The following is a 19,836-nucleotide window of genomic DNA, read 5'->3' as shown; positions in this document are numbered from 1 at the left end:
CCGTAGGAATCGCTATCATGGTCGCGATTCGTCGAATTTGACGATCGCTTCAATGGAGATATTCATGGCGTCATCCAACGAAACCGTCAGCATGGCGCTATTCTGCGACTTCGAAAACGTTGCGCTCGGCGTGCGCGACGCGAAGTACGACAAGTTCGACATCAAGCTGGTGCTCGAACGTCTGCTGCTCAAGGGCAGCATTGTCGTGAAGAAAGCGTATTGCGACTGGGACCGCTACAAGAGTTTCAAAGGCGCGATGCACGAGGCCAATTTCGAGTTGATCGAGATTCCGCACGTCCGCCAATCGGGCAAGAATTCGGCCGACATCCGGCTCGTGGTCGACGCGCTCGACCTCTGCTACACGAAATCGCACGTCAATACTTTCGTCATCATCAGTGGCGACTCGGACTTCTCGCCGCTGGTGTCGAAGCTGCGCGAGAACAACAAGCAGGTGATCGGCGTCGGCGTGCAGCAATCCACCTCCGATCTGCTGATTGCGAACTGCGACGAATTCTTCTTTTACGACGACCTCGTGCGCGAGAGTCAGCGCACGGTCGCCAAACGCGAGTCGTCGCGCCCGCAGCAGGCCGCGCAGCAAACGGCCAAACGTGCGCCCGACGAAGAAAAGTCGCGCAGCAAGGAAGACCTCGAAAAGCGCCGCACCAAAGCGGTCGAGATCGCGGTGCAGACGTTCGACGCGCTCGCGTCCGAACGTGGCGACAGCGGCAAGATCTGGGCGTCGGTGCTCAAGAACGCGATCAAGCGCCGCAAGCCGGATTTCAACGAGACGTACTACGGTTTTCGCGCATTCGGCAATCTGCTGGAAGAGGCGCAGGCGCGCGGGCTGCTCGAATTCGGCCGCGATGAGAAGTCAGGCGCGTACGTTTATCGGGGCACGACCGCGAATGTGGGTGCCGAAAATGTGAACGAGCCGGCCGAAGCCGGCGAATCGGCAGAACCGATGGTCGAGGCACAGGTTGCCGAAACAGTCGTCGCCGAGTCGGGCGGCAAGCACGAGTCGCGCCGCAGAGGCCGTGGCAATCGCAAGTCCGGTCGCGGCCAGCAGGAAAGCGCGCAGGAAGAACGCGCGGCAGTCGAGCATGGCCACCACGCGCAGGCTCAAGCGGAAGCGGCGCACACCTATGCGCCATCGGCCAGCGAGTCCGTTTTCGAACAGCCAGAAGCGGCTTGGGTAGAACCAGAGTCCTTTGCGGCTGAACCGGTCGCGGCAGCCGGCGAAGAAGCAGAGGAAACGAACGGCACTCAACCTAAGCGCCGCAAGGAACGCGCACCGCGCAAGACAGCCGCGAAGAAAACGAAGAAGGCAACGCCGCGAAAGATCGATGAGGTACCGGAGATCGCGGCATCTGCTGAAGCACCGGCGGCATCTGTCACCGAAGGGGAAGCGCCCGTGGCCGCCAAAAAGGCCGCGCGCAAAACGGCCGCACGTAGTCGCCGTCCGCGTAAGACAGCGGCAACGAGCGACGCGGAATAAGCGTCCCCCATTGCGTGACGCGTACTGATGCAATGTAAGTGAAGCAGTACGCACTCCGTTGCAACAAAAAGCCCCTGTTCCGATGAACAGGGGCTTTTCCATTTCCGGTCCGCGGCGCCTACAGCAAACCAAACACCGCCACCCCATTAGTCGCACCGACATACACTTTGCCCCGCGCGATCATCGGCGTAATGAACTTGTTGCCCGCGCCCCATTGATCGCGCGCGCCAGCTTGATTGCTGTTGTATAACTCGTTCCCGAGATTGCTTGCGTTGTACGCATGCAAGGCGCCCGTCGTGCCGTTTTCCGCCACCCAGACGATGCCGTTGCTCGTACCGTTGGCGGACACGGCCGGTGTCGCGCCGGGATAGGCAAACGTGGTGGGACTCTTCGACGCAGCGGTAGTCGCGAGAAACGCACCCGAGACCGGCAGCGCCTTCAGGTTATCGTTCCAGCCACCGTAATACACCACACCGCCGTAGTAAGCAGGCGAACCCCAAATGCCGCCCGCGAGCGTGCCGGTTAACACCTGCCAGATATTGTTCGCTGTCGGACTGAATTTACCCATCGAGTCGCGATCGACGACATAGATCAGGTTGTCCTTGCCTGCCGCGACCGCCAGGTGTTTGACGACGCCGCCCGTGGTCGTCTGATCCGGCAGTAGCATCACGCCGCCCGAGCCGAAATCGTTGTCGGCGTTTGCCTCGGCCACGACGTTATCCATGGCGAAGTAATCGGTGACCTGCAGATTTCCTGACGACAGCTTCATCAGTGAATTGCCAAAGTCGCCGTCGATCGGAAAGCCTTGGGCGTTGAGCGTGGTGCCGAACGTGCCATTGCCATCCACGACATAAATCGAGGTGCCGTCCGACGCCATCCCCGAACCGGCCATCCAGATCGATCCCTGGCTGCCGTTCGGCGTGATGTTGAGCACGCTAGTCTGTTTGAGCGTGTCGGCGCTATAGGCCATCAGCCAGCCGGTGTACGCGCCTGACATGCAATGCGAGGTCCAGCCCATATAGATATTGCCGCCGACCAGCGTGAGCGCCGCGCGCTCCGTATGTGACGAAGGATTAAAGGTAATCAGACCGTTGACGCTGCCCGCACCGTTGCCCGGGTAGGTCGCGGCGATCTCGGTCGGGCCGCCCAGTACGTCGGCACCCGTAGTCAGATCGAGCGCATGCAGACGGTGATGATAGGCGCCGCTGCTGTCCTTGGTCATCGCCACGGCGTACAGGACGCCGTTTGTACCACGATTGCGGTCTATGACCGGCGTCGACGTAATGCCGATTTCCGGCGTGAAGTCCGGACAACTAAAGTCGTCACTAGGCGTTTCGCCACTGCCGACCAACGAGACCTTCCACAATTGTGCGAAGGTCGTGGCGTCATAGGCGTACACGCTGTCGTGTTCGGTCGCGACGTAGACCACATCGTGCGACGTGCCGCCGATCGGCAGACTGGTGACGAACAACGGCTGTGCATCGACTCTGCCGTCCGCGGCGAGAAACGCGACTTTGCCGAAGCTCGCTGAGTTGACGTTCGCGAGCGTCAGCGTCGTCTCGGCAAGCATCTGGCCAGTGCGGGCGAGATCGTTGTGATGCATCAGCACGTCGGTGGGGTAGGCCGTCGTTCCCATGACCATGCTGCTCGAACCGGTCGAGCCGATACCGCCGCCGGTTGTCGTGCCACCGCTGGTAGTGCCACCGCTGGTGGTGCCACCGCTAGTGCTGCCTCCGCTGGTAGTGCCACCGCTGGTGGTGCCGCCCCCGGCCGCCGAACCCGACGCAGTCCCGGATCCGCCACCCGAGCCACCGCCGCAAGAAAGGAAGAAGCCGGCGACGAATACAATCGCCAGCCACTCGCACACACGGGACCACACACGCGGATTGAACGTGCCGGTTTGCGGTCGCTGCATAGTCGCCTCGTTTGCACGATGTCCGGCCAACTCCGTACGTCGGGCTACGTCGCACGGCGAAGTCAGAAACGGCGGGTGCCGACAGGGATGGAGTGAAGTTTCGGGCTGTGCAGAACCGCCAGACAACCGGCGTCCTTAGCCCTCGATCCAAACTACGCCCTTTGCCGGGCGGCTTGCCGCCATCGTTTCGTGTCTTTCCGCCAGAGATGACAAAAGCTTTACAGCAACAAGCTTGCCTGCTCCCTAACACGAACGTTTCGTTCCGGCGAAGCGAAGCTGCCGCCGGTCAACCTCAGTAATACGGGTAAGGCGCGTACATCACCGGAGGCGGCGCGACGTACCTCGGCGGCGGCGCATAGTAGTACGGTTGCGGTGCGTAATAGGCTGGCTGCGGCGCATAGTAGGCCGGCTGCGGCGGCTGCGAGATCGTGTTGCCTTTTGAGGTCATGCATTGGGCGTACGCAGCGTCGTAGCGCGCTTGCAGGCCTGCGGCGGAATACTGCGCGCCATTCGCGCCGTTCGCGCCGCCGATCAACAGCCCGCTGCCCGCGCCGATCGCCGCGCCCGCGCCGGCATTGCCCGCCGCCGCGCCGATCAGTGCGCCGACAGCGGCGCCGCCGAGCGTGCCCAGCGCCGCGCTGTTTACGCTGTTCGTGGTCGCCGCCTGGGCTGCCGCGTTCGGGTCCGTCGAGCGGTTCGCGTAGTCGCGGCATGCGTAGTCGTCCTGCTGGAACTGACCGAGCGGCTCGCCACTGCGCGGCAGCGCGACCACGCTCGGACCGCTCGGCGGCATCACCGCGCAACCGCCGAGCGCGAGCGCGATGACGGCAGCGGGTATGGCGATGCTTATCGACTTGGTGCTGGAGATCATGTTGGTACGCTTCAGAGACATTGGAACTTAAACGTTAGGCCAATCGGCACCGTCCTTGGTTACCAGATGGTTACAGAAAGTTTTTCGCTTACATCTGCGCAGCGAGCCGCGCACTGTCCCGTGCAATAAAAGAATGGGGCCTTGATCACCTGCGCCACGGCGTTATATCGGGTAACGCTTGTAAGCGAAGCAGCAATCTGATTTCACGTCTCACGTCCTAAACTGGACGCCTCCAACGCCGCGCATCCGTGTCGCCCCAAAAAGGGCTCGACCTCAGGTCGCACGGCAACTCGACCGGGCCTGCGTTCACCCATCGGTTCGGGGCGTAACCGTCAAAGAAAGAAACAGAGGATGACTCGATGAACCGGCTTGTTTTCGTAGTGGCGGCGGCTTCTGCTGCCTGCATATCGTGCATACCGCCCGTTTTCGCGCAGTCCGACACGACCGTCCCGAGCAGCGTTCTGATCCACCCGTCCACGACAGCATTTCCCAGCGCCTCAATTGCGCAAAATTTCCAGTACATGAATCATCCGCCGCCCCCACCCGCGCTGGCCAGTTCGGTGGCGTCCACCGGCGGCGGGCGCGGCCATCGGCATAAGCAGATGTCGGCGGATTCCGATACGACCGGCGCCGCATCGACTGAGCCTTAACTAAATAAGTTAAGTAAATGACCGCGTGAAAGACCGCGCTCAAGGTCCGAATCTGTGCGGAACGCCGGTCCGCCGACCTCGCCGCAGTTACCAACTGTGACAAAGCTTGCGCCCCAAGTCGACCCTGCAGGCGCCGACCTGACAATTGTTTCCCGGCCGTTACCGCGTAACCGCCAGAAAAACACGCGTAACCCAACCTCCGACGGCTTTACCTAGCATCGTCATAGCTGCGCCTGTTGCAGCGCTGACAATCGCTAATGAACCTCTCACGTCCCTTCATCGACCGCCCCGTCGCCACCACCCTGCTTTCGCTGGGTCTCGCGCTCGCCGGCGTGTTCGCTTTCGTCCGCCTGCCGGTCGCGCCGCTGCCTCAGGTGGACTTTCCCACCATTTCCGTGCAGGCAAGCCTGCCCGGCGCCAGCCCGGAGACCGTCGCCAACAGCGTGGCGAGTCCGTTGGAACGGCACTTGGGGCAGATTGCCGACGTGACCGAAATGACCTCGCAGAGCTCGGTCGGTACAGCCCGTGTCACCTTGCAGTTCGGTCTCGATCGCGACATCAACGGTGCGGCGCGCGACGTTCAGGCGGCCATCAATGCGGCGCGCGCCGACTTGCCGTCCAGCCTGAAAAGCAATCCTACCTATCACAAGGTCAATCCCGCCGACGCCCCGATCCTGATTCTGGCGCTGACCTCGCATACCTTGCCGCGCGCGAAACTCTACGATCTCGCCTCGACCATCCTCTCCCAGGCGCTCTCGCAGTTGCCCGGCATCGGCGAGGTCGACGTGAACGGGTCCGCCAACCCCGCCGTGCGGGTGGAGCTCAATCCCAACGCGCTCTATCACTACGGCATCGGTCTCGAAGACGTACGTGCCGCGCTGGCGTCCGCCAATGCCAACAGCCCGAAAGGCATCATCGAAAGCGAAGGCGCGCGCTATCAGCTCTACGCCAACGATCAGGCGCGCGCCGCCAACCAGTACAAGGATCTGATCATCGCGTACCGTAACGGCGCGGGCGTCAAACTCTCCGACGTCGCCGAGATCGACGACTCCGTCGAAGATCTGCGCAATCTCGGCCTCTCGCGCGACAACCAGCCGTCCGTACTGGTCATGCTGTACCGGCAGCCGGGCGCGAACATTATTCGCACGGTGGACAGCGTGCGCGCGCTGATCAGGCAACTGAAGCCCGCGTTGCCGGCCGACGTCGACGTGCTCGAAGCCTCCGACCGCTCGACCACCATCCGGGCCTCGCTGCACGACACCGAAGCCACACTACTGATCGCAGTCGGACTGGTGATTCTGGTTGTCTTCGTGTTTCTCGGCAGCGGTCGCGCGGCCCTGATTCCGACCGCGGCCGTGCCGGTCTCGATCATTAGCACGTTCGGCTTTATGTACCTGCTCGGCTATTCGATCGACAACCTGTCGCTGATGGCGCTCACCATCGCGACAGGTTTCGTGGTCGACGATGCGATCGTCGTGCTGGAAAATATCTCGCGTCACATGGAAAACGGTATGCCGCGCATGCAGGCGGCCTTGGTCGGCGCACGAGAAGTCGGCTTCACCGTACTGTCGATTTCGATCTCGCTGATCGCCGTGTTCATTCCGATTCTGCTGATGAGCGGCATTGTCGGACGGCTGTTTCGCGAGTTTGCGATCACGCTGTCGCTGGCGATCGCCGTGTCGCTGGTTGTGTCGCTGACCACCACGCCCGTCATGTGTTCGCGTCTGCTGCGCACGCATGGAGACGCATCCGCCCATCGCGGCGATCAAAACAACGGCAACGCTCGCAAGGGCTGGCTCCGTTTCCTGGGTCGGCCGCTGCAAGCATTGCACGACGGCTACGCACGCTCGCTCGAGTGGTCCCTGCGCCATCCGCTGATGTTGCTCGCCGTTCTCGTCGCCACGATCTGCCTGAACATCTATATGTACATCGCAATCCCGAAGGGCTTCTTTCCGCAGGAGGACACCGGACGCCTGATCGGCGGCATTCAGGCCGATCAGAGCATCTCGTTTCAGGCGATGGAGCCGAAGCTCAGGCAGATCATGAAGATTATCGGCGCCGACCCGGCGGTGGACAGTGTGGTCGGCTTTACCGGCGGACGGCAGACCAATACCGGTTCCGTGTACGTCGCGCTCAAGCCGTTGTCCGAGCGTCACGAAACGGCGGACGAAGTGATCGCGCGTCTGCGTCCGCAACTCAATGCGGTGCCGGGGGGACGGCTCTATCTTCAATCGGTGCAGGATATCCGCGTCGGCGGACGGCAAAGCAATGCGCAGTATCAGTTCACCTTGCTTGGCGATTCAAGCAAGGAACTGTACGCATGGGCGCCGCGACTGACGCGGGCGCTGCAAGGGCTGCCCGAACTGGAAGACGTCAATTCCGACCAGCAGCAGGGCGGACTCGAGGCCGACATCGATATCGACCGGGCTACTGCCGCGCGACTCGGCGTCACGCCGGCTCAACTCGACAACACGCTCTATGACGCCTATGGCCAGCGGCTGGTCTCGACCATCTACAACCCGCTCAATCAGTACTATGTCGTCATGGAGGTCGCACCGCGCTACTGGCAGCAACCGCAAACCCTGAACGATCTGTACGTGAGCACCTCCGCCGGCAGCCCGAGTGGCACGCAATCCACCAACGCGGTGGCGGGCACCGTCACGCTGGCGAGTACGACGAACACAGGCACAGGCGGCGCGTCGAACCCCGCCATGCCACCGAGCGGCGCGGGAGCGGTGGTGAGCGCCGGGGGAACGGCGATTCCCACTCAACCGCCTGCGTCGACCGCCACGCTCGCCAGTGGCACAGCGAGCGCGCTAGCGCCGGCGGCAGCAAGTGGTACGAGCGCGCTCTCCACGCCGACGACAGTCATCGGCGCGATGCCGTTTGCGACGATCGGATCGGCCGCGGGTGGCGGCGGTACCGCCTCAAGCACGGCGAGTACGACCGCCGCTTCGGTCGCCGCAGATTCCGCCCGCAATCTCGCGATCAACTCGATCGCGGCCAGCGGTCATTCGAGCGCATCCGCCGGCGCGTCGGTCAGTACCTCACTGGAAACGATGATTCCGTTCAGCGCGTTCGCGCGCTTTAGCCCAGGACATACGCCGCTCGGCGTCAACCACCAGGGCAACTTCGTCGCTACCACGATCTCGTTCAATCTGCCGCCTGGCGAGCCGTTATCGACCGCTGTGACAGCCATCGACCGGACCATGGCCGAACTGGGTGTGCCGCCTTCGATTCACGGTAGTTTCGAGGGTACGGCACGGACTTATCAGCAGTCACTGCGGGACGAACCGTTGCTGATCCTCGCCGCCCTGGTCGCGGTGTATATCGTCCTCGGCGTGCTGTACGAGAGTTACGCGCATCCGTTGACGATTCTGTCGACGTTGCCCTCGGCCGGCGTCGGTGCGTTGCTCGCGCTGATGCTTTTCCACGTCGAATTCACCGTTATGGCATTGATTGGCGTGATCCTGCTGATCGGCATCGTGAAGAAAAACGCGATCATGATGGTGGACTTTGCGATCGTGGCATCGCGTGAGGGCATGTCCTCGCGCGACGCGATTTACAGTGCGAGCCTGATGCGCTTCCGGCCGATCATGATGACGACCTGCGCGGCGCTGCTCGGTGCTCTACCGCTAGCTCTCGGTAGCGGCGAAGGCGCGGATCTGCGCCGGCCGCTGGGCATTTCGATTGTGGGCGGTTTGATCGTGAGCCAATTGCTGACGCTTTATACGACACCAGTGATTTATCTCTATGTGGACCGTTTGCGCCTGAAACTGGGCGCGGCTGGCGAGAGTTCGCACCACGCCAGCCAGACGTCGCCGTAAACAGCCTCGACGTGACGCGCGAAACGCGCGCCGTCCATCAACAGCGAAGCCGCGAGCCGTGCCTGGAGGCTCCCACGCATCTCGCGCAGGCGCGGCCGATTGCGTACCCACTGCCGTGCACGAGCCAGAAACTTGTTGAAGACGCGTGGCGTCGCCAAAAATCGGCGGACAATAAACAGAAAGCCCTCGCGAAGGAGGGCTTTCTGCTTTACTACTTTTCCAGACTTCATTGCAGCGATCCGTTCGGATCTCCAATTTTGTTGGAAATCCGAACTATCTTGTCACGCTACAGCAACCAGCAATCTCACGCGAAGTTCTTCGACGCGAATTCCCAGTTGACGATGTTCCAGTACGCTTCAACGAACTTCGGACGCGCATTGCGGTAGTCGATGTAGTACGCGTGTTCCCACACGTCGATCGTCAGCAGCGCCTTCGCGTCCGTGGTCAGCGGCGTAGCAGCGTTGCTCGTCGACACCAGGTCGAGCGAACCGTCGGCCTTCTTCACCAGCCATGCCCAGCCCGAGCCGAACGTGCCGACTGCGGTCTTGGCGAATTCTTCCTTGAACTTGTCGAACGAACCCCACTTGGCGTTGATCGCGTCAGCCAGTGCGCCGGTCGGTGCGCCGCCACCTTGCGGCGACAGGCTGTTCCAGAAGAACGTGTGGTTCCACACTTGAGCAGCGTTGTTGAACACACCGCCCGATGCCTTCTTGATGATTTCTTCAAGCGACAGGTTCTCGAACTCCGTGCCCTTGATCAGATTGTTCAGGTTAGTCACATAGGCTTGGTGGTGCTTGCCGTAGTGATACTCGAGCGTCTCTTCCGACATGTTCGGAACGAGTGCGTTTTTTGCGAACGGCAGCGGCGGGAGCGTATGTTCCATGGTGCTTTCCTTCTGTCTGTATCTGTTGTGGGGGAGTCTGCGGATAACGCTATTGAGCACTCGATTGTAGGCGAGTTGGAATAACCCCGCAAACCAACGGACTTTATGCCCGGCATCGCCAAACATGCCGCACACCTAGCGTAATTAGTGCTTCCGCATCGGTTGTGCCTGCCCCATGCGAAGGTCAAAAGTACGCCCGGTCGTGTTGTCGGCGAAGTGTCAGAAACCGTCGGTCAGGCGCGGTTGCACATCGGCGAGGGCAATGTCCGCGGCCCCTTCGGCGAGATGCACCGTGAGGCGCCGGCCCGGTTTCAGCGACGACGGCGCACGCACCGCACGGCCGCTCTGTGCATCGAGCACGGCGGCATAGCCACGCTCCAGTGTGCGCTGCGGACTCAGTACTTCGAGCCGCGCGGCCAACGTGTCGATACGCGCGGTCTGGCGTTCATGCTGTCGTAACAATGCAGCGTCCAGACGCTGCGAGAGATTGCCGAGCTTCGCCTGATGCGCGGCGAGATCAGGGCGCCAGCGCTGCCAGCGCATCTGTAGCAGAGAAAACCGCGCTCGAGCGTCGCGCACGGGTCGCGCGCCCGCCGATGCCAGCCGCACGCTCAATTGCTGCAAATGCGTGCGCTGCCGCGCGAGCCGCTCAGCCGGCGACACGAGCCGGCGCGCGAGCCAGTCAAGTTGTTGGGCGCGCCGCTCCATCATGCGGCCAAAACCGCGCGCGAGCGTCGCGTGCCGATGATCGAGCTCGCGCAGCAACAACACGCGCTGCGGGCTGACGAGTTCGGCGGCGCCGGTGGGCGTCGGTGCGCGCACGTCGGCGGCAAAGTCAGCGATCGTGAAATCGGTTTCGTGACCCACGCCGCTCACCACCGGTATCGCGCTTTCAGCGATCGCACGCGCCAGCACTTCTTCGTTGAACGCCCACAGGTCTTCAATCGAGCCGCCGCCGCGGCACACGATCAGCACGTCGACTTCGCGCCGCGCGTTGGCTGCGTCGACCATCGCTGCAAGCTTCGCGCTGACGCCCACGCCCTGCACCGGTGCCGGATAGACGATCACCGGAATATGCGGCGCGCGACGAGACAAGGTGGTCAAGACGTCACGCAATGCAGCGGCCTGGAGCGATGTCACGATGCCGATCGCGCGCGGATGGGCCGGCAAAGCCCGTTTGCGTTCCGCGGCAAAGAGACCCTCAGCTTCGAGTTGCGCCTTCAGCCTGAGAAAGGCTTCGTAAAGACGCCCCTGCCCCGTGCGGCGCACCGCTTCCACATTCAGTTGCAGCTCGCCGCGCGGTTCGTACATCGTTACCAGCGCGCGCACTTCGATGCGGTCGCCTTCGCGCGGCGTGAATTCGGCGTATTGCGCGCGACCGCGGAACATCACGCAGCGCATCTGCGCCTGAGCGTCCTTGATCGAGAAATACCAGTGGCCGCTCGCGGCACGCGTGAAGTTCGACACTTCCCCCGCCACCCAGACGAGCGGAAACGAGCGTTCGAGCATCGTGCCAATCGCACGGTTGAGCGCGGAAACGGGGACGACGACTTCACCGCCGGGTGTAGCCGACGAAGAAAAGGGGCTTTCGGGATTCATGCGAGGAATATCTGTGACTGGCCGGACAGACGATAGACCGAGCGGCCATCGGCGTCCAGCGCGGCGGAGAAATTGTTAAAAGTGTCCACATGTCGGGACCCATTAGACGAATGCCGCCAGATCGCCCGCCAAGCCGCGCAAATTGGAAGCATGTCGTTGATTTATATGGTGTTTGCATCTCGTTAAAGAGAACGATTGCCGATACGGAGGGCTCGGCGCGGCCCTCCCAGCCCATCGACGGGCAGGTTCTCCACAAAGTTATCCACAGGCTGTGCGCATCGTCCGGAGCAGCAGCTTGCCGCGCAGCGCGGGGCGCGCGACTTGCCGGGCGGGACGCACGCGCGCTAGAGTGGCGGGTTCGACAGCATGCCGAGCGCCCCGCAGCGCTCGCGGTTACGGCACACTGGCGGCACGTTGCGCGAGCGCATCGGATGCCGCCGTTGCTTCACCTTTTCGCTTCACTTTTCGATTGTCCGGAGAACCGCGTTGATGCTTGCCCCGCGTATTGCACCTGGCACTTCCACGCCGCCGTCCCGCACTCTTCGGGCGTGCGGTGCATCGCCCGTCCTTGCGGCTCGCCAATGAGCGAACTGAACGACCGTCTCGAAGCACGCCTTGCGCGTGAGTGGCAGCAGCGCGGCCCGCTTGCGTGGGCGCTGACGCCCTTCGCGTGTGTGTTCGGCGCGGTTGCCGCCGCGCGTCGAGCCGCTTTCTCGTTCGGCTGGCTGAAATCCGTGCGCGTTGGCGTGCCGGTGGTGGTGGTCGGCAACGTGACCGTCGGCGGCACCGGCAAGACGCCGACCGTCATCGCATTGGTCGAAGCCTTGCGTGCCGCCGGCTTTAAGCCTGGCGTGGTGTCGCGGGGCTATGGCGCGCGCGTCAAGGGGCCGACGCCGGTTTTCTCCACCTCGGCGGCAAGCGTCGGCGGCGACGAACCGCTGCTGATCGCGCGCCGCACCGGCGCACCGGTGTGGGTCTGCCCGGATCGCGTCGCGGCCGCGCAGGCGCTGTGCGCCGCGCATCGCGAAGTCGACGTGATCGTCAGCGACGACGGCTTGCAGCACTACCGCCTCGCGCGCGACGCCGAACTGGTGGTCTTCGATCACCGGCTCGGCGGCAACGGTTTTCTGCTGCCGGCCGGTCCGCTGCGCGAGCCGCTGTCGCGCCGCCGCGATGCGACGCTGATCAACGATCCGTACGCCCGCACACTGCCCCCCTGGCCGAACACGTTCGCGCTGCAACTCGCGCCCGCCGACGCCTGGCATCTCGACAACCCCGGTCTGCGCCGCCCGCTCGCGCAATTCAGCGGCGAACGTGTGCTGGCCGCAGCCGGCATCGGCGCGCCGGAGCGTTTTTTCGCGACGTTGCGCGCGGCCGGCCTAACGCCCACCACCCGCGCCTTGCCGGATCACTACGCGTTCGAGCGCAATCCTTTTACCGACGTCGACGCGGACGCCATCCTGATAACCGAAAAGGATGCGGTAAAATTAGGGTCCTGGCACGACGCGCGCATCTGGGTTGTCCCTGTCGAAGCCGCGCTCGATCATCGCCTCATTGCATTAGTTGTGGAGAAAGTCCGTGGACGCTCGCCTGCTTGAAATTCTCGTCTGCCCGATCTGCAAGGGCCCGCTCAGCTACGACCGTTCTGCGCAGGAACTGATCTGCAACGCGGACAAGCTTGCCTATCCGATCCGCGACGGCATTCCCGTCATGTTGGTCGACGAGGCACGGCAGACTGTGGAAGGCACGCCGGTCGATCTGAATCCGGGCTCCGTCGCCTGAGTCAGCTTTGCCCGATGCGAGGCGGGTGCGGGACCATTCGGCGCGCCTCGCCTCTCTGATCCGCATTTGCCGTCCGCATTTGCCGTCTTTCCCATCAGCGCCCGCAGTGCACCTGCGAGCGCTTTCTTCCGGTTTCATCGCCGCTCGTCTTTCCGATGACCAACGCTAACGCCACCACTCCCCCGTTCGTCGCCGTCGTGCCGGCCCGGCTCGCCTCGACACGTCTGCCCAACAAACCGCTCGCCGACATCGGCGGCAAGCCGATGGTGGTGCGGGTCGCCGAACGCGCACGCGAATCGGGCGCGCAACAGGTGCTGATCGCCTCGGACGCGCAAGCGGTGCTGGATGTGGCCCGCGAGCACGGCTTCGAAGCCGTGCTGACGCGCGCCGATCATCCGTCGGGCACCGACCGTCTGGCTGAAGTGGCGGCGCAGTTCGGCTGGAGCGACGAGACGATCGTGGTGAACGTTCAGGGCGACGAGCCGCTGATCGACCCGGCGCTCGTGTGCGGCGTGGCGTCGCACCTCGCTTCAAGCCGCGGTTGCGCGATCGCCACCGCCGCGCATCCGATCACCGAGCCCGCGGAAATTTTCAACCCGAACGTCGTCAAGGTCGTGCTCGACGCGCGCGGCGTCGCGCTGTATTTCTCGCGCGCGCCGATTCCGTGGGCACGCGACGCGTATCAGCCGCATTGGCCCGACGTAGCGTCGATGCCCACGCCGCCGGCCCCGGCAGTCGTCCACCGGCATATCGGCCTGTACGCGTATCGCGCCCAATTCCTGCGCACGTATCCGAGTCTCGCGATCTCGCCGATCGAGCAGGTCGAAGCGCTCGAACAACTGCGCGCCATGTGGCATGGCGAGCGAATCGCGGTGCTCGTCACTCAGAATGCGCCGCTGCCCGGCGTCGACACGCCCGCCGATCTCGCGCGCGTGCAGGCTTTATTCGGGGCTTGAGCGTAAAAACCCATGGCATAATCAGACGGTTGTGCGCGCCTCCCGTTAAATGCGAGAGTCAGGGTTTGCCCCGGTCGCGCCGTGTTCGCCTTGCAGCGCCGTCGTTTTCGACGTGCAGCGCGAGACCGAAACGGCGGCTGATGCGGGTCCCTCGACGCATCGTGGGATGGCTGCAGCGCAGCCATAGAATTCACATAGATCTGGAGATATCACATGCGTTTGATCCTTTTGGGTGCACCCGGCGCGGGCAAGGGCACTCAGGCGACCTTCATCAAGGAAAAATTCGGCATTCCGCAAATTTCCACCGGTGACATGCTGCGTGCAGCCGTTAAGGCAGGCACGCCGCTCGGCCTTGAAGCCAAGCGCTTCATGGATGCCGGTGAACTGGTCACGGACGAACTGATCATCAACCTGGTGAAGGAACGCCTGCAGCAGCCGGATTGCGCGAACGGTTACCTGTTCGACGGTTTTCCGCGCACCATTCCGCAAGCTGAAGCCATGAAGCAGGCGGGCGTCGCGATCGACTACGTGCTGGAAATCGACGTGCCGTTCGACGAGATCATCTTGCGTATGAGCGGCCGCCGCTCGCACGCGGCGTCGGGCCGTACGTACCACGTCAAGTTCAACCCGCCGAAGGTTGAAGGTGTGGATGACGTGACGGGCGAACCGCTGATCCAGCGCGACGACGACAAGGAAGAAACGGTCAAGAAGCGCCTCGATGTGTATGTTGCGCAAACCAAGCCGCTGATCGAGTATTACAACACCTGGGCGCAAAACGGCGATGCGTCGACCCCGCTGACGGCGCCGCAATATCGCCGCATTTCGGGCCTCGGCACGGTCGACGAAATTCGCGACCGCGCGTTTGATGCGTTGAAGTAATTCGCCGCATCAGCGTTGGTTGTTCGAAAGACCCGCCTGATTCCGGCGGGTTTTTTTTATGGCGCGTCGCACGGCGCGCGTTCTTGGGCGCAATTGCCCGTCTTGCGTGTTCTTGCGTGTTCTTGCGCGCTCTCCTTTTTCCGCCAGTTTCAATATTGCTTAGCCATCCGTAGCGGTTTACAGGCGGAAGGCCGCGCCACGCCCTACCGCCGCCCCACCCGTCACTTCGCTTTCCGCGCTGCAGCACAGCCGTTACAATCGATCATCGAAAAAATATTCGATTGATACATTACTGAACTGAAGCAAAGGAGAAGACATGGAGATTCGTGACAACGTATTCCTGATCACCGGCGGTGCATCGGGCCTCGGCGCGGCCACAGCGCGCCTTTTCGTCGAGAACGGCGGCAAGGTGGTGCTCGCCGACCTGAATGTGGATGCGGGTGAAGCGCTCGCAAAGGAACTCGGCGGCGTGTTCGTCAAATGCGACGTGAGCCGCGAAGACGACGCCACGCAAGCAGTCGAAGCCGCCACGAAGCTCGGCACGCTGCGCGGCCTCGTCAACTGCGCGGGCGTTGCGCCCGCCATCAAGACGGTCGGCAAAGACGGTCCGCATCCGCTCGAGTCGTTTGCACGCACCATCTCCATCAATCTGATCGGCACCTTCAACATGATCCGGCTCGCGGCCGCGGCCATGTCGAAGAACGAACCGAATGCGAATGGCGAGCGTGGCGTGATCGTCAACACGGCATCGGTGGCTGCGTATGACGGGCAGATCGGCCAGGCTGCGTATGCGGCATCCAAGAGCGGCGTGGTCGGCATGACGTTGCCGATCGCACGCGACCTGTCGCGCAACGCGATCCGCGTGATGACGATCGCACCGGGCATCTTCGAAACGCCGATGCTGCTCGGCATGCCGCAGGAAGTGCAGGATGCGCTCGGCGCGATGGTGCCGTTCCCCCCGCGTCTCGGCAAACCGGCAGAGTACGCGATGCTGGCCAAGCAGATCTTCGACAATCCGATGCTCAACGGCGAAGTGATTCGTCTGGACGGCGCGATCCGGATGCAGCCGAAGTAACGGGGTATCCAGCGTGCCGCTTACGCGGCTGCGCCAAATGAAAACGCCTGCGCGTGAGTCACGTGCAGGCGTTCTGTTTTGAGCGGTTTGTGCTCATCAACCGTAGCTGGACGCCGCCGCTCATTCCTTGCCGTCGCTGCTGGCGCTACGAGCCCGATCCGTTGGCTGACAAAGCGCTTTTAGTCGCGGTCGTCGTACTGGGTGCGTTGACGCAGTTCATGCAACTGCGACTCCACCACCGTCGCGTCCTCCGCATCCGGCCGGTCGCCGAGATATCGTTCGAGATCCTCGAGCGCCGGGCGCAGATAATCGAGCCGCGCATAGGCGAAACCGCGATCGCGCACTTCCTCGATACTTTCCGGCAACAGAATCACGAGACGCTGCTGCACCGCCAACAGACGCTGCCAGCGTTCCGTCTGAAGATAGGTCGACTTCAGATTGCGCAGCATGCGAGCGATGATCTCGCGGCGCGTGGCCGGTTGCAGCAACATGCGCAGCGCCCTGCTCACCGACTCGCCCGCCGACGCCACATACGGCTCCAGCATATCCACCATTTGCGATTCGGACAGTGAATGCCCGTTGGTGGGATCGAGCATCACGTCGCCATCCGGTGTTGTGACGCGCAACAGGAAGTGGCCTGGAAACGACACGCCGCGCACCGGAATGCCGATCTGCTCGGCCATCTCCAGATATAGCACCGCCAGCGAAATCGGAATGCCGCGGCGCCGTTTGAGCACCACATTCAGATGGCTGTTGTCGGGATCGTAATAATCGTTGAGGTTGCTGGCAAAACCCAGCTCGCGGAAGAAGAACCGGTTCAGAATGCCGACCTTCTGCCTGATGTCGGTATCGTCCGGCATGCGGCGCTGCAAACGCACGACCAACTCGTCGATCTCAGCCAGCGTGCCTTGCAAATCGAGATCGGGATAAGCGTCCTGCGCGAGCGAGAGCGCCGCCTCGGTCAGCGGCAGGCTGTCATCGTCGGCAACCAGCGTGCTGAAATAGTCGAGAACTCGCGTCATCGTGATCACTTCACTCGCCTTTTGAAATACGCGTACTTGAAGCCCATCAGCCAAAGCATACCGAAATATAGCGCGGCGAACAGCACGAGGCACGCCCCTAGCAACACGATGCGGTCAACCGGCCGACTATGCATGCCGATCCAGTCGAAGCTGATCGCGAGCCAATGCATCGTGCCGGCCAGCACCAGACAGGCGCCGAACAACTGCACGAAGAACTTCAGCCAGCCGCTCGACGGCATATAGATGCCGCGTTTGCGCAGGCCGAGGAACAGGAACAGCGCATTGACACAAGCGCCGAGCCCGACGCTCAGCGTGAGGCCAGCATGCGCGAAAATCGGCACGAACAGGTAGTTGCTCAGCTGCGTGACGATCAGCACGCCGACGCCGATCTTCACCGGCGTCTTGATGTCCTGCTTCGCGTAGAAACCGGGCGCGAGGATCTTGATGAGAATCAGGCCAATCAGGCCGATGCCGTAGGCCGACAGCGCGCGGCCGACCATCACCACCGAATTGCCGTCGAACTTGCCGTAGTGGAACAGCGTCGCGGTGAGCGGCTGAGCGAAGAAAAATAGCGCAACGGCGCTCGGTGCGGCCAGCAGGAAGGTGACGCGCAGCCCCCAGTCGAGCAGCGACGAATACTCGTGCGGATCGGCGTCCACATGTGCCTTCGACAGGCTCGGCAACAGGATCGTGCCGAGTGCGACGCCGAGCAGCGCGGTCGGAAACTCCATCAGCCGGTCGGCGTAGTTGATCCAGGAGACGGCGCCCGGGCCGATGCGCGACGCAATATTGGTGTTGATGATCAGGCTGATCTGTGCGACCGACACGGCAAACATCGCCGGCACCATCTTCGATAGCACTCGCTTTACGCCGCGATGCGCGAGCGCCTTTAGCGGATTCAGGCCGATGCGCGGCAGCATGTCGATCTTCTTCAGACCTGGCAGTTGCACGATGAATTGCAGCACGCCACCAGCAATCACCGCCCACGCGAGCGCATAAACCGGCGTTTGCAGGCGCGGCGCGACGAACACCGCCGCGACGATGAAAGCAACGTTCAGCAGGACCGGGGCGAACGCGGGCAGCGAAAAGTTCTTGTACGTATTCAGCACGCCGGACGCCAGCGACGTCAGCGAGATGAAAATGATGTACGGGAACATGATGCGCGTCATCGTGACCGCGAGCGCATAGGCCTGGCCTTCATGCGCAAGCCCTGACGCGACGATAAACACCACGCCCGACGCTCCCACCACCCCGATCAGCGACAGCACCGCCAATACCCAGGCAAGCACGGTCGACGTGGCGTCGACGAGCGCCTTGGTGGCGTCGTGTCCTTGCTGGTTCTTGAACTCGGCGAGAATCGGCACAAACGCCTGCGAGAACGCCCCCTCGGCGGAAATGCGCCGCAGCAGGTTCGGAATGCGGAAGGCGACGTAAAACGCGTCAGTATATTGACTGGCGCCGAACGCGCGAGCGATCAGCGTTTCGCGGGCCAGACCGGTCACGCGCGACAGCAGCGTGAAGCCGCTGACCGTCAGCAGGGCTCGGAATAGATTCATGGGGCGCTTATTATACGGGTGCCGCAGGCGCGGACGACGAGCCGAAACGCGAATCGGACCGATTTGCGCGGCAGACGTTCGTTCGGATGAGTGGATCGGACCGTTTTTTGTTGCTTGCCGCACGCCTTGCGTACCGAGGCCGCCGTGCGCCCGGCCGTTGCGCAGTTGCCGGTACGTCCGCAGGCCGCCCCTTCCCCGGCCCCTTCGCCGTTAGGGCTGACAGAATCCTGGACCTTGCGCGACAACCCGGCGCATCAGAATTGGCGATTCTCCGTTGCCACGTGCCTGATTTTGTTGCTATAATCGCCGGTTTCGAAGCTCGCTCAATTTTCGGACGGGGTTCAGGCACGCAGTATGCAAGCGTCGCTCCAGCAGCGCGCAGGCCGTACTGAAGCGCCAACCAGCCTCGAAAAACACCGGAACACGGGCCCGCCTTCGCGTAGTCCGATCGATTATTTCGACACTTTTGCGCTCTTGGGCAATCGCTTCCAAGAGTTCGATCTAAAAGCAGCACCTCACCACTTGAAGGTCAGGTACTGGAAACAGGAACAGGATAAGGAACCGTCATGGCTAACTCCGCACAAGCACGCAAGCGCGCCCGCCAGGCCGCCAAGGCAAACTCGCACAACTCGGCACTGCGCTCGAAGTTCCGCACGGCTATCAAGGCTGTCCGCAAGGCAATCGAAGCCGGCGACAAGGCCAAGGCCGTCGAGATCTTCCAGGCATCGTCGAAGACCATCGACATCATTGCCGACAAGAAAATCGTTCACAAGAACAAGGCAGCTCGCAACAAGAGCCGTCTGGCTGCAGCCCTCAAGGGTCTGCAGGCGCCCGCAGCGCAGTAAATTCGGTCAGCCCGCTTCGGCGGGCTACCTCCTGTTTCCGCTGCAACAGAAAGGCTCGCTTCGGCGGGCTTTTTTGCTTGGAACTGACAGATCCGCACTGAACCGCGTCACTTGTCGCGTTGCGCTCGTAATGACGGACTGCTCACTGAGGCCTCGACCTCAGCCGTAAAAAAACCCGCTGCTTGAACTGACCCCGGAAAGTTGGACGATTTTCGGCTAGGGCCGAGAGGGCTGGGTTCTGTACATGACAGGACTCAGCCCGTTTAACTTCATCTTGATGCGATCGTGGTTGTAGTAGTGAATGTACTTTTTGATGCCAGCCTGCAGCGCCTCGACACTCTCGAACCGGTTCAGGTAGAAGAACTCAGATTTAAGGGTGCCGAAGAAGCTTTCCATGGTGGCATTGTCATGGCAGTTGCCTTTGCGCGACATACTTTGCGGCAGGTTGCGCTCTGAGAGCAGTGCCTGGTAAGCGCGCATC

The 19,836-nt window shown here is 62.4% G+C and carries 16 protein-coding genes; 9 read left to right on the top strand and 7 right to left on the bottom strand.

Going from position 1 to position 19,836, the window contains the following annotated elements; translation table 11 throughout:
• Nucleotides 1–64: 64 nt before the first annotated feature.
• Nucleotides 65–1,495, top strand: a complete 1,431-nt coding sequence (locus HHL24_RS30520) for an NYN domain-containing protein (protein ID WP_169489056.1) — start codon at nucleotides 65–67, stop codon at nucleotides 1,493–1,495.
• Between the two features lie 118 nt (nucleotides 1,496–1,613).
• On the opposite strand, the gene HHL24_RS30515 is transcribed toward HHL24_RS30520, so the two are convergent.
• Both HHL24_RS30515 and HHL24_RS30510 read right to left on the bottom strand, forming a co-directional pair.
• Nucleotides 1,614–3,410 (bottom strand): PQQ-binding-like beta-propeller repeat protein, encoded by a 1,797-nt coding sequence (locus HHL24_RS30515; RefSeq protein WP_206003087.1) that lies wholly within the window; start codon nucleotides 3,408–3,410, stop codon nucleotides 1,614–1,616.
• Between the two features lie 292 nt (nucleotides 3,411–3,702).
• Nucleotides 3,703–4,281: a glycine zipper family protein gene (locus HHL24_RS30510; RefSeq protein ID WP_169489122.1), complete on the bottom strand. Its 579-nt coding sequence runs from the start codon at nucleotides 4,279–4,281 to the stop codon at nucleotides 3,703–3,705.
• Between the two features lie 359 nt (nucleotides 4,282–4,640).
• Here HHL24_RS30510 and HHL24_RS30505 point away from each other — a divergent pair, with 359 nt between their 5' ends.
• On the top strand, nucleotides 4,641–4,931 hold the full coding sequence (locus tag HHL24_RS30505) for a hypothetical protein (protein WP_169489055.1): 291 nt from the start codon (nucleotides 4,641–4,643) through the stop codon (nucleotides 4,929–4,931).
• A gap of 257 nt (nucleotides 4,932–5,188) precedes the next feature.
• Entirely contained in the window at nucleotides 5,189–8,758 is a 3,570-nt protein-coding gene (locus HHL24_RS30500; protein ID WP_169489054.1) for an efflux RND transporter permease subunit, read from the top strand.
• A 304-nt stretch (nucleotides 8,759–9,062) separates the two neighbouring features.
• Here HHL24_RS30500 and HHL24_RS30495 read toward each other — a convergent pair whose 3' ends face one another.
• Nucleotides 9,063–9,641 (bottom strand): superoxide dismutase, encoded by a 579-nt coding sequence (locus tag HHL24_RS30495; RefSeq protein WP_074282384.1) that lies wholly within the window; start codon nucleotides 9,639–9,641, stop codon nucleotides 9,063–9,065.
• Between the two features lie 219 nt (nucleotides 9,642–9,860).
• Entirely contained in the window at nucleotides 9,861–11,240 is a 1,380-nt protein-coding gene (xseA, locus tag HHL24_RS30490; protein ID WP_169489053.1) for an exodeoxyribonuclease VII large subunit, read from the bottom strand.
• Nucleotides 11,241–11,821: 581 nt separating this feature from the next.
• Between xseA and lpxK the strand changes: the two genes are divergently transcribed.
• The 5 genes from lpxK (at nucleotide 11,822) to HHL24_RS30465 (ending at nucleotide 15,932) form a co-directional block, all read left to right on the top strand.
• Entirely contained in the window at nucleotides 11,822–12,838 is a 1,017-nt protein-coding gene (lpxK, locus tag HHL24_RS30485; protein WP_169489052.1) for a tetraacyldisaccharide 4'-kinase, read from the top strand.
• Nucleotides 12,819–13,022, top strand: coding sequence for a Trm112 family protein (locus tag HHL24_RS30480; protein WP_006050060.1), 204 nt, complete (start codon nucleotides 12,819–12,821; stop codon nucleotides 13,020–13,022). Before lpxK ends, HHL24_RS30480 begins: the two co-directional genes overlap by 20 nt.
• A 155-nt stretch (nucleotides 13,023–13,177) precedes the next feature.
• A complete protein-coding gene (kdsB, locus tag HHL24_RS30475) occupies nucleotides 13,178–13,978 on the top strand; it encodes a 3-deoxy-manno-octulosonate cytidylyltransferase (RefSeq protein WP_169489051.1) in 801 nt (266 codons plus the stop codon).
• A gap of 213 nt (nucleotides 13,979–14,191) precedes the next feature.
• Nucleotides 14,192–14,857, top strand: coding sequence for an adenylate kinase (gene adk, locus HHL24_RS30470; RefSeq protein WP_169489050.1), 666 nt, complete (start codon nucleotides 14,192–14,194; stop codon nucleotides 14,855–14,857).
• Nucleotides 14,858–15,173: 316 nt separating this feature from the next.
• The gene (locus HHL24_RS30465; protein ID WP_169489049.1) at nucleotides 15,174–15,932 is read left to right on the top strand and encodes a 3-hydroxyacyl-CoA dehydrogenase; all 759 of its coding nucleotides are present in this window, start codon (nucleotides 15,174–15,176) and stop codon (nucleotides 15,930–15,932) included.
• 179 nt (nucleotides 15,933–16,111) lie between these two features.
• Here the strand turns inward: HHL24_RS30465 and HHL24_RS30460 are convergent, their stop codons facing one another.
• Together HHL24_RS30460 and murJ are read right to left on the bottom strand one after the other, a co-directional pair.
• Complete coding sequence (locus HHL24_RS30460) at nucleotides 16,112–16,954, bottom strand: SirB1 family protein (protein WP_169489048.1); 843 nt, start codon at nucleotides 16,952–16,954, stop codon at nucleotides 16,112–16,114.
• Nucleotides 16,955–16,959: 5 nt separating this feature from the next.
• Nucleotides 16,960–18,510, bottom strand: a complete 1,551-nt coding sequence (gene murJ, locus HHL24_RS30455) for a murein biosynthesis integral membrane protein MurJ (protein ID WP_169489047.1) — start codon at nucleotides 18,508–18,510, stop codon at nucleotides 16,960–16,962.
• Between the two features lie 566 nt (nucleotides 18,511–19,076).
• On the opposite strand from murJ, the gene rpsT reads away from it, so the two are divergent.
• Complete coding sequence (gene rpsT / locus HHL24_RS30450) at nucleotides 19,077–19,355, top strand: 30S ribosomal protein S20 (protein ID WP_054034306.1); 279 nt, start codon at nucleotides 19,077–19,079, stop codon at nucleotides 19,353–19,355.
• A 216-nt stretch (nucleotides 19,356–19,571) separates the two neighbouring features.
• Here the strand turns inward: rpsT and HHL24_RS30445 are convergent.
• On the bottom strand, nucleotides 19,572–19,836 hold a 265-nt coding region (locus HHL24_RS30445; RefSeq protein ID WP_169489046.1), incomplete at its 5' end, for an IS3 family transposase.

The organism is Paraburkholderia polaris, from assembly GCF_012927345.1.
In the GTDB taxonomy this organism is placed as follows: domain Bacteria; phylum Pseudomonadota; class Gammaproteobacteria; order Burkholderiales; family Burkholderiaceae; genus Paraburkholderia; species Paraburkholderia polaris.
This window is presented reverse-complemented; position numbering and strand designations above follow the sequence as displayed.

What these genes read in the sequence shown, in the direction of transcription:
- xseA (WP_169489053.1), bottom strand. Translation starts at nt 11,240, where the DNA reads ATGAATCCCGAAAGCCCCTTTTCTTCGTCGGCTACACCCGGCGGTGAA.
- murJ (WP_169489047.1), bottom strand. Translation starts at nt 18,510, where the DNA reads ATGAATCTATTCCGAGCCCTGCTGACGGTCAGCGGCTTCACGCTGCTG.
- lpxK (WP_169489052.1), top strand. Translation starts at nt 11,822, where the DNA reads ATGAGCGAACTGAACGACCGTCTCGAAGCACGCCTTGCGCGTGAGTGG.
- HHL24_RS30505 (WP_169489055.1), top strand. Translation starts at nt 4,641, where the DNA reads ATGAACCGGCTTGTTTTCGTAGTGGCGGCGGCTTCTGCTGCCTGCATA.
- kdsB (WP_169489051.1), top strand. Translation starts at nt 13,178, where the DNA reads ATGACCAACGCTAACGCCACCACTCCCCCGTTCGTCGCCGTCGTGCCG.
- adk (WP_169489050.1), top strand. Translation starts at nt 14,192, where the DNA reads ATGCGTTTGATCCTTTTGGGTGCACCCGGCGCGGGCAAGGGCACTCAG.
- HHL24_RS30500 (WP_169489054.1), top strand. Translation starts at nt 5,189, where the DNA reads ATGAACCTCTCACGTCCCTTCATCGACCGCCCCGTCGCCACCACCCTG.
- HHL24_RS30515 (WP_206003087.1), bottom strand. Translation starts at nt 3,410, where the DNA reads ATGCAGCGACCGCAAACCGGCACGTTCAATCCGCGTGTGTGGTCCCGT.
- HHL24_RS30510 (WP_169489122.1), bottom strand. Translation starts at nt 4,281, where the DNA reads ATGATCTCCAGCACCAAGTCGATAAGCATCGCCATACCCGCTGCCGTC.
- HHL24_RS30495 (WP_074282384.1), bottom strand. Translation starts at nt 9,641, where the DNA reads ATGGAACATACGCTCCCGCCGCTGCCGTTCGCAAAAAACGCACTCGTT.
- HHL24_RS30460 (WP_169489048.1), bottom strand. Translation starts at nt 16,954, where the DNA reads ATGACGCGAGTTCTCGACTATTTCAGCACGCTGGTTGCCGACGATGAC.
- rpsT (WP_054034306.1), top strand. Translation starts at nt 19,077, where the DNA reads ATGGCTAACTCCGCACAAGCACGCAAGCGCGCCCGCCAGGCCGCCAAG.
- HHL24_RS30520 (WP_169489056.1), top strand. Translation starts at nt 65, where the DNA reads ATGGCGTCATCCAACGAAACCGTCAGCATGGCGCTATTCTGCGACTTC.
- HHL24_RS30465 (WP_169489049.1), top strand. Translation starts at nt 15,174, where the DNA reads ATGGAGATTCGTGACAACGTATTCCTGATCACCGGCGGTGCATCGGGC.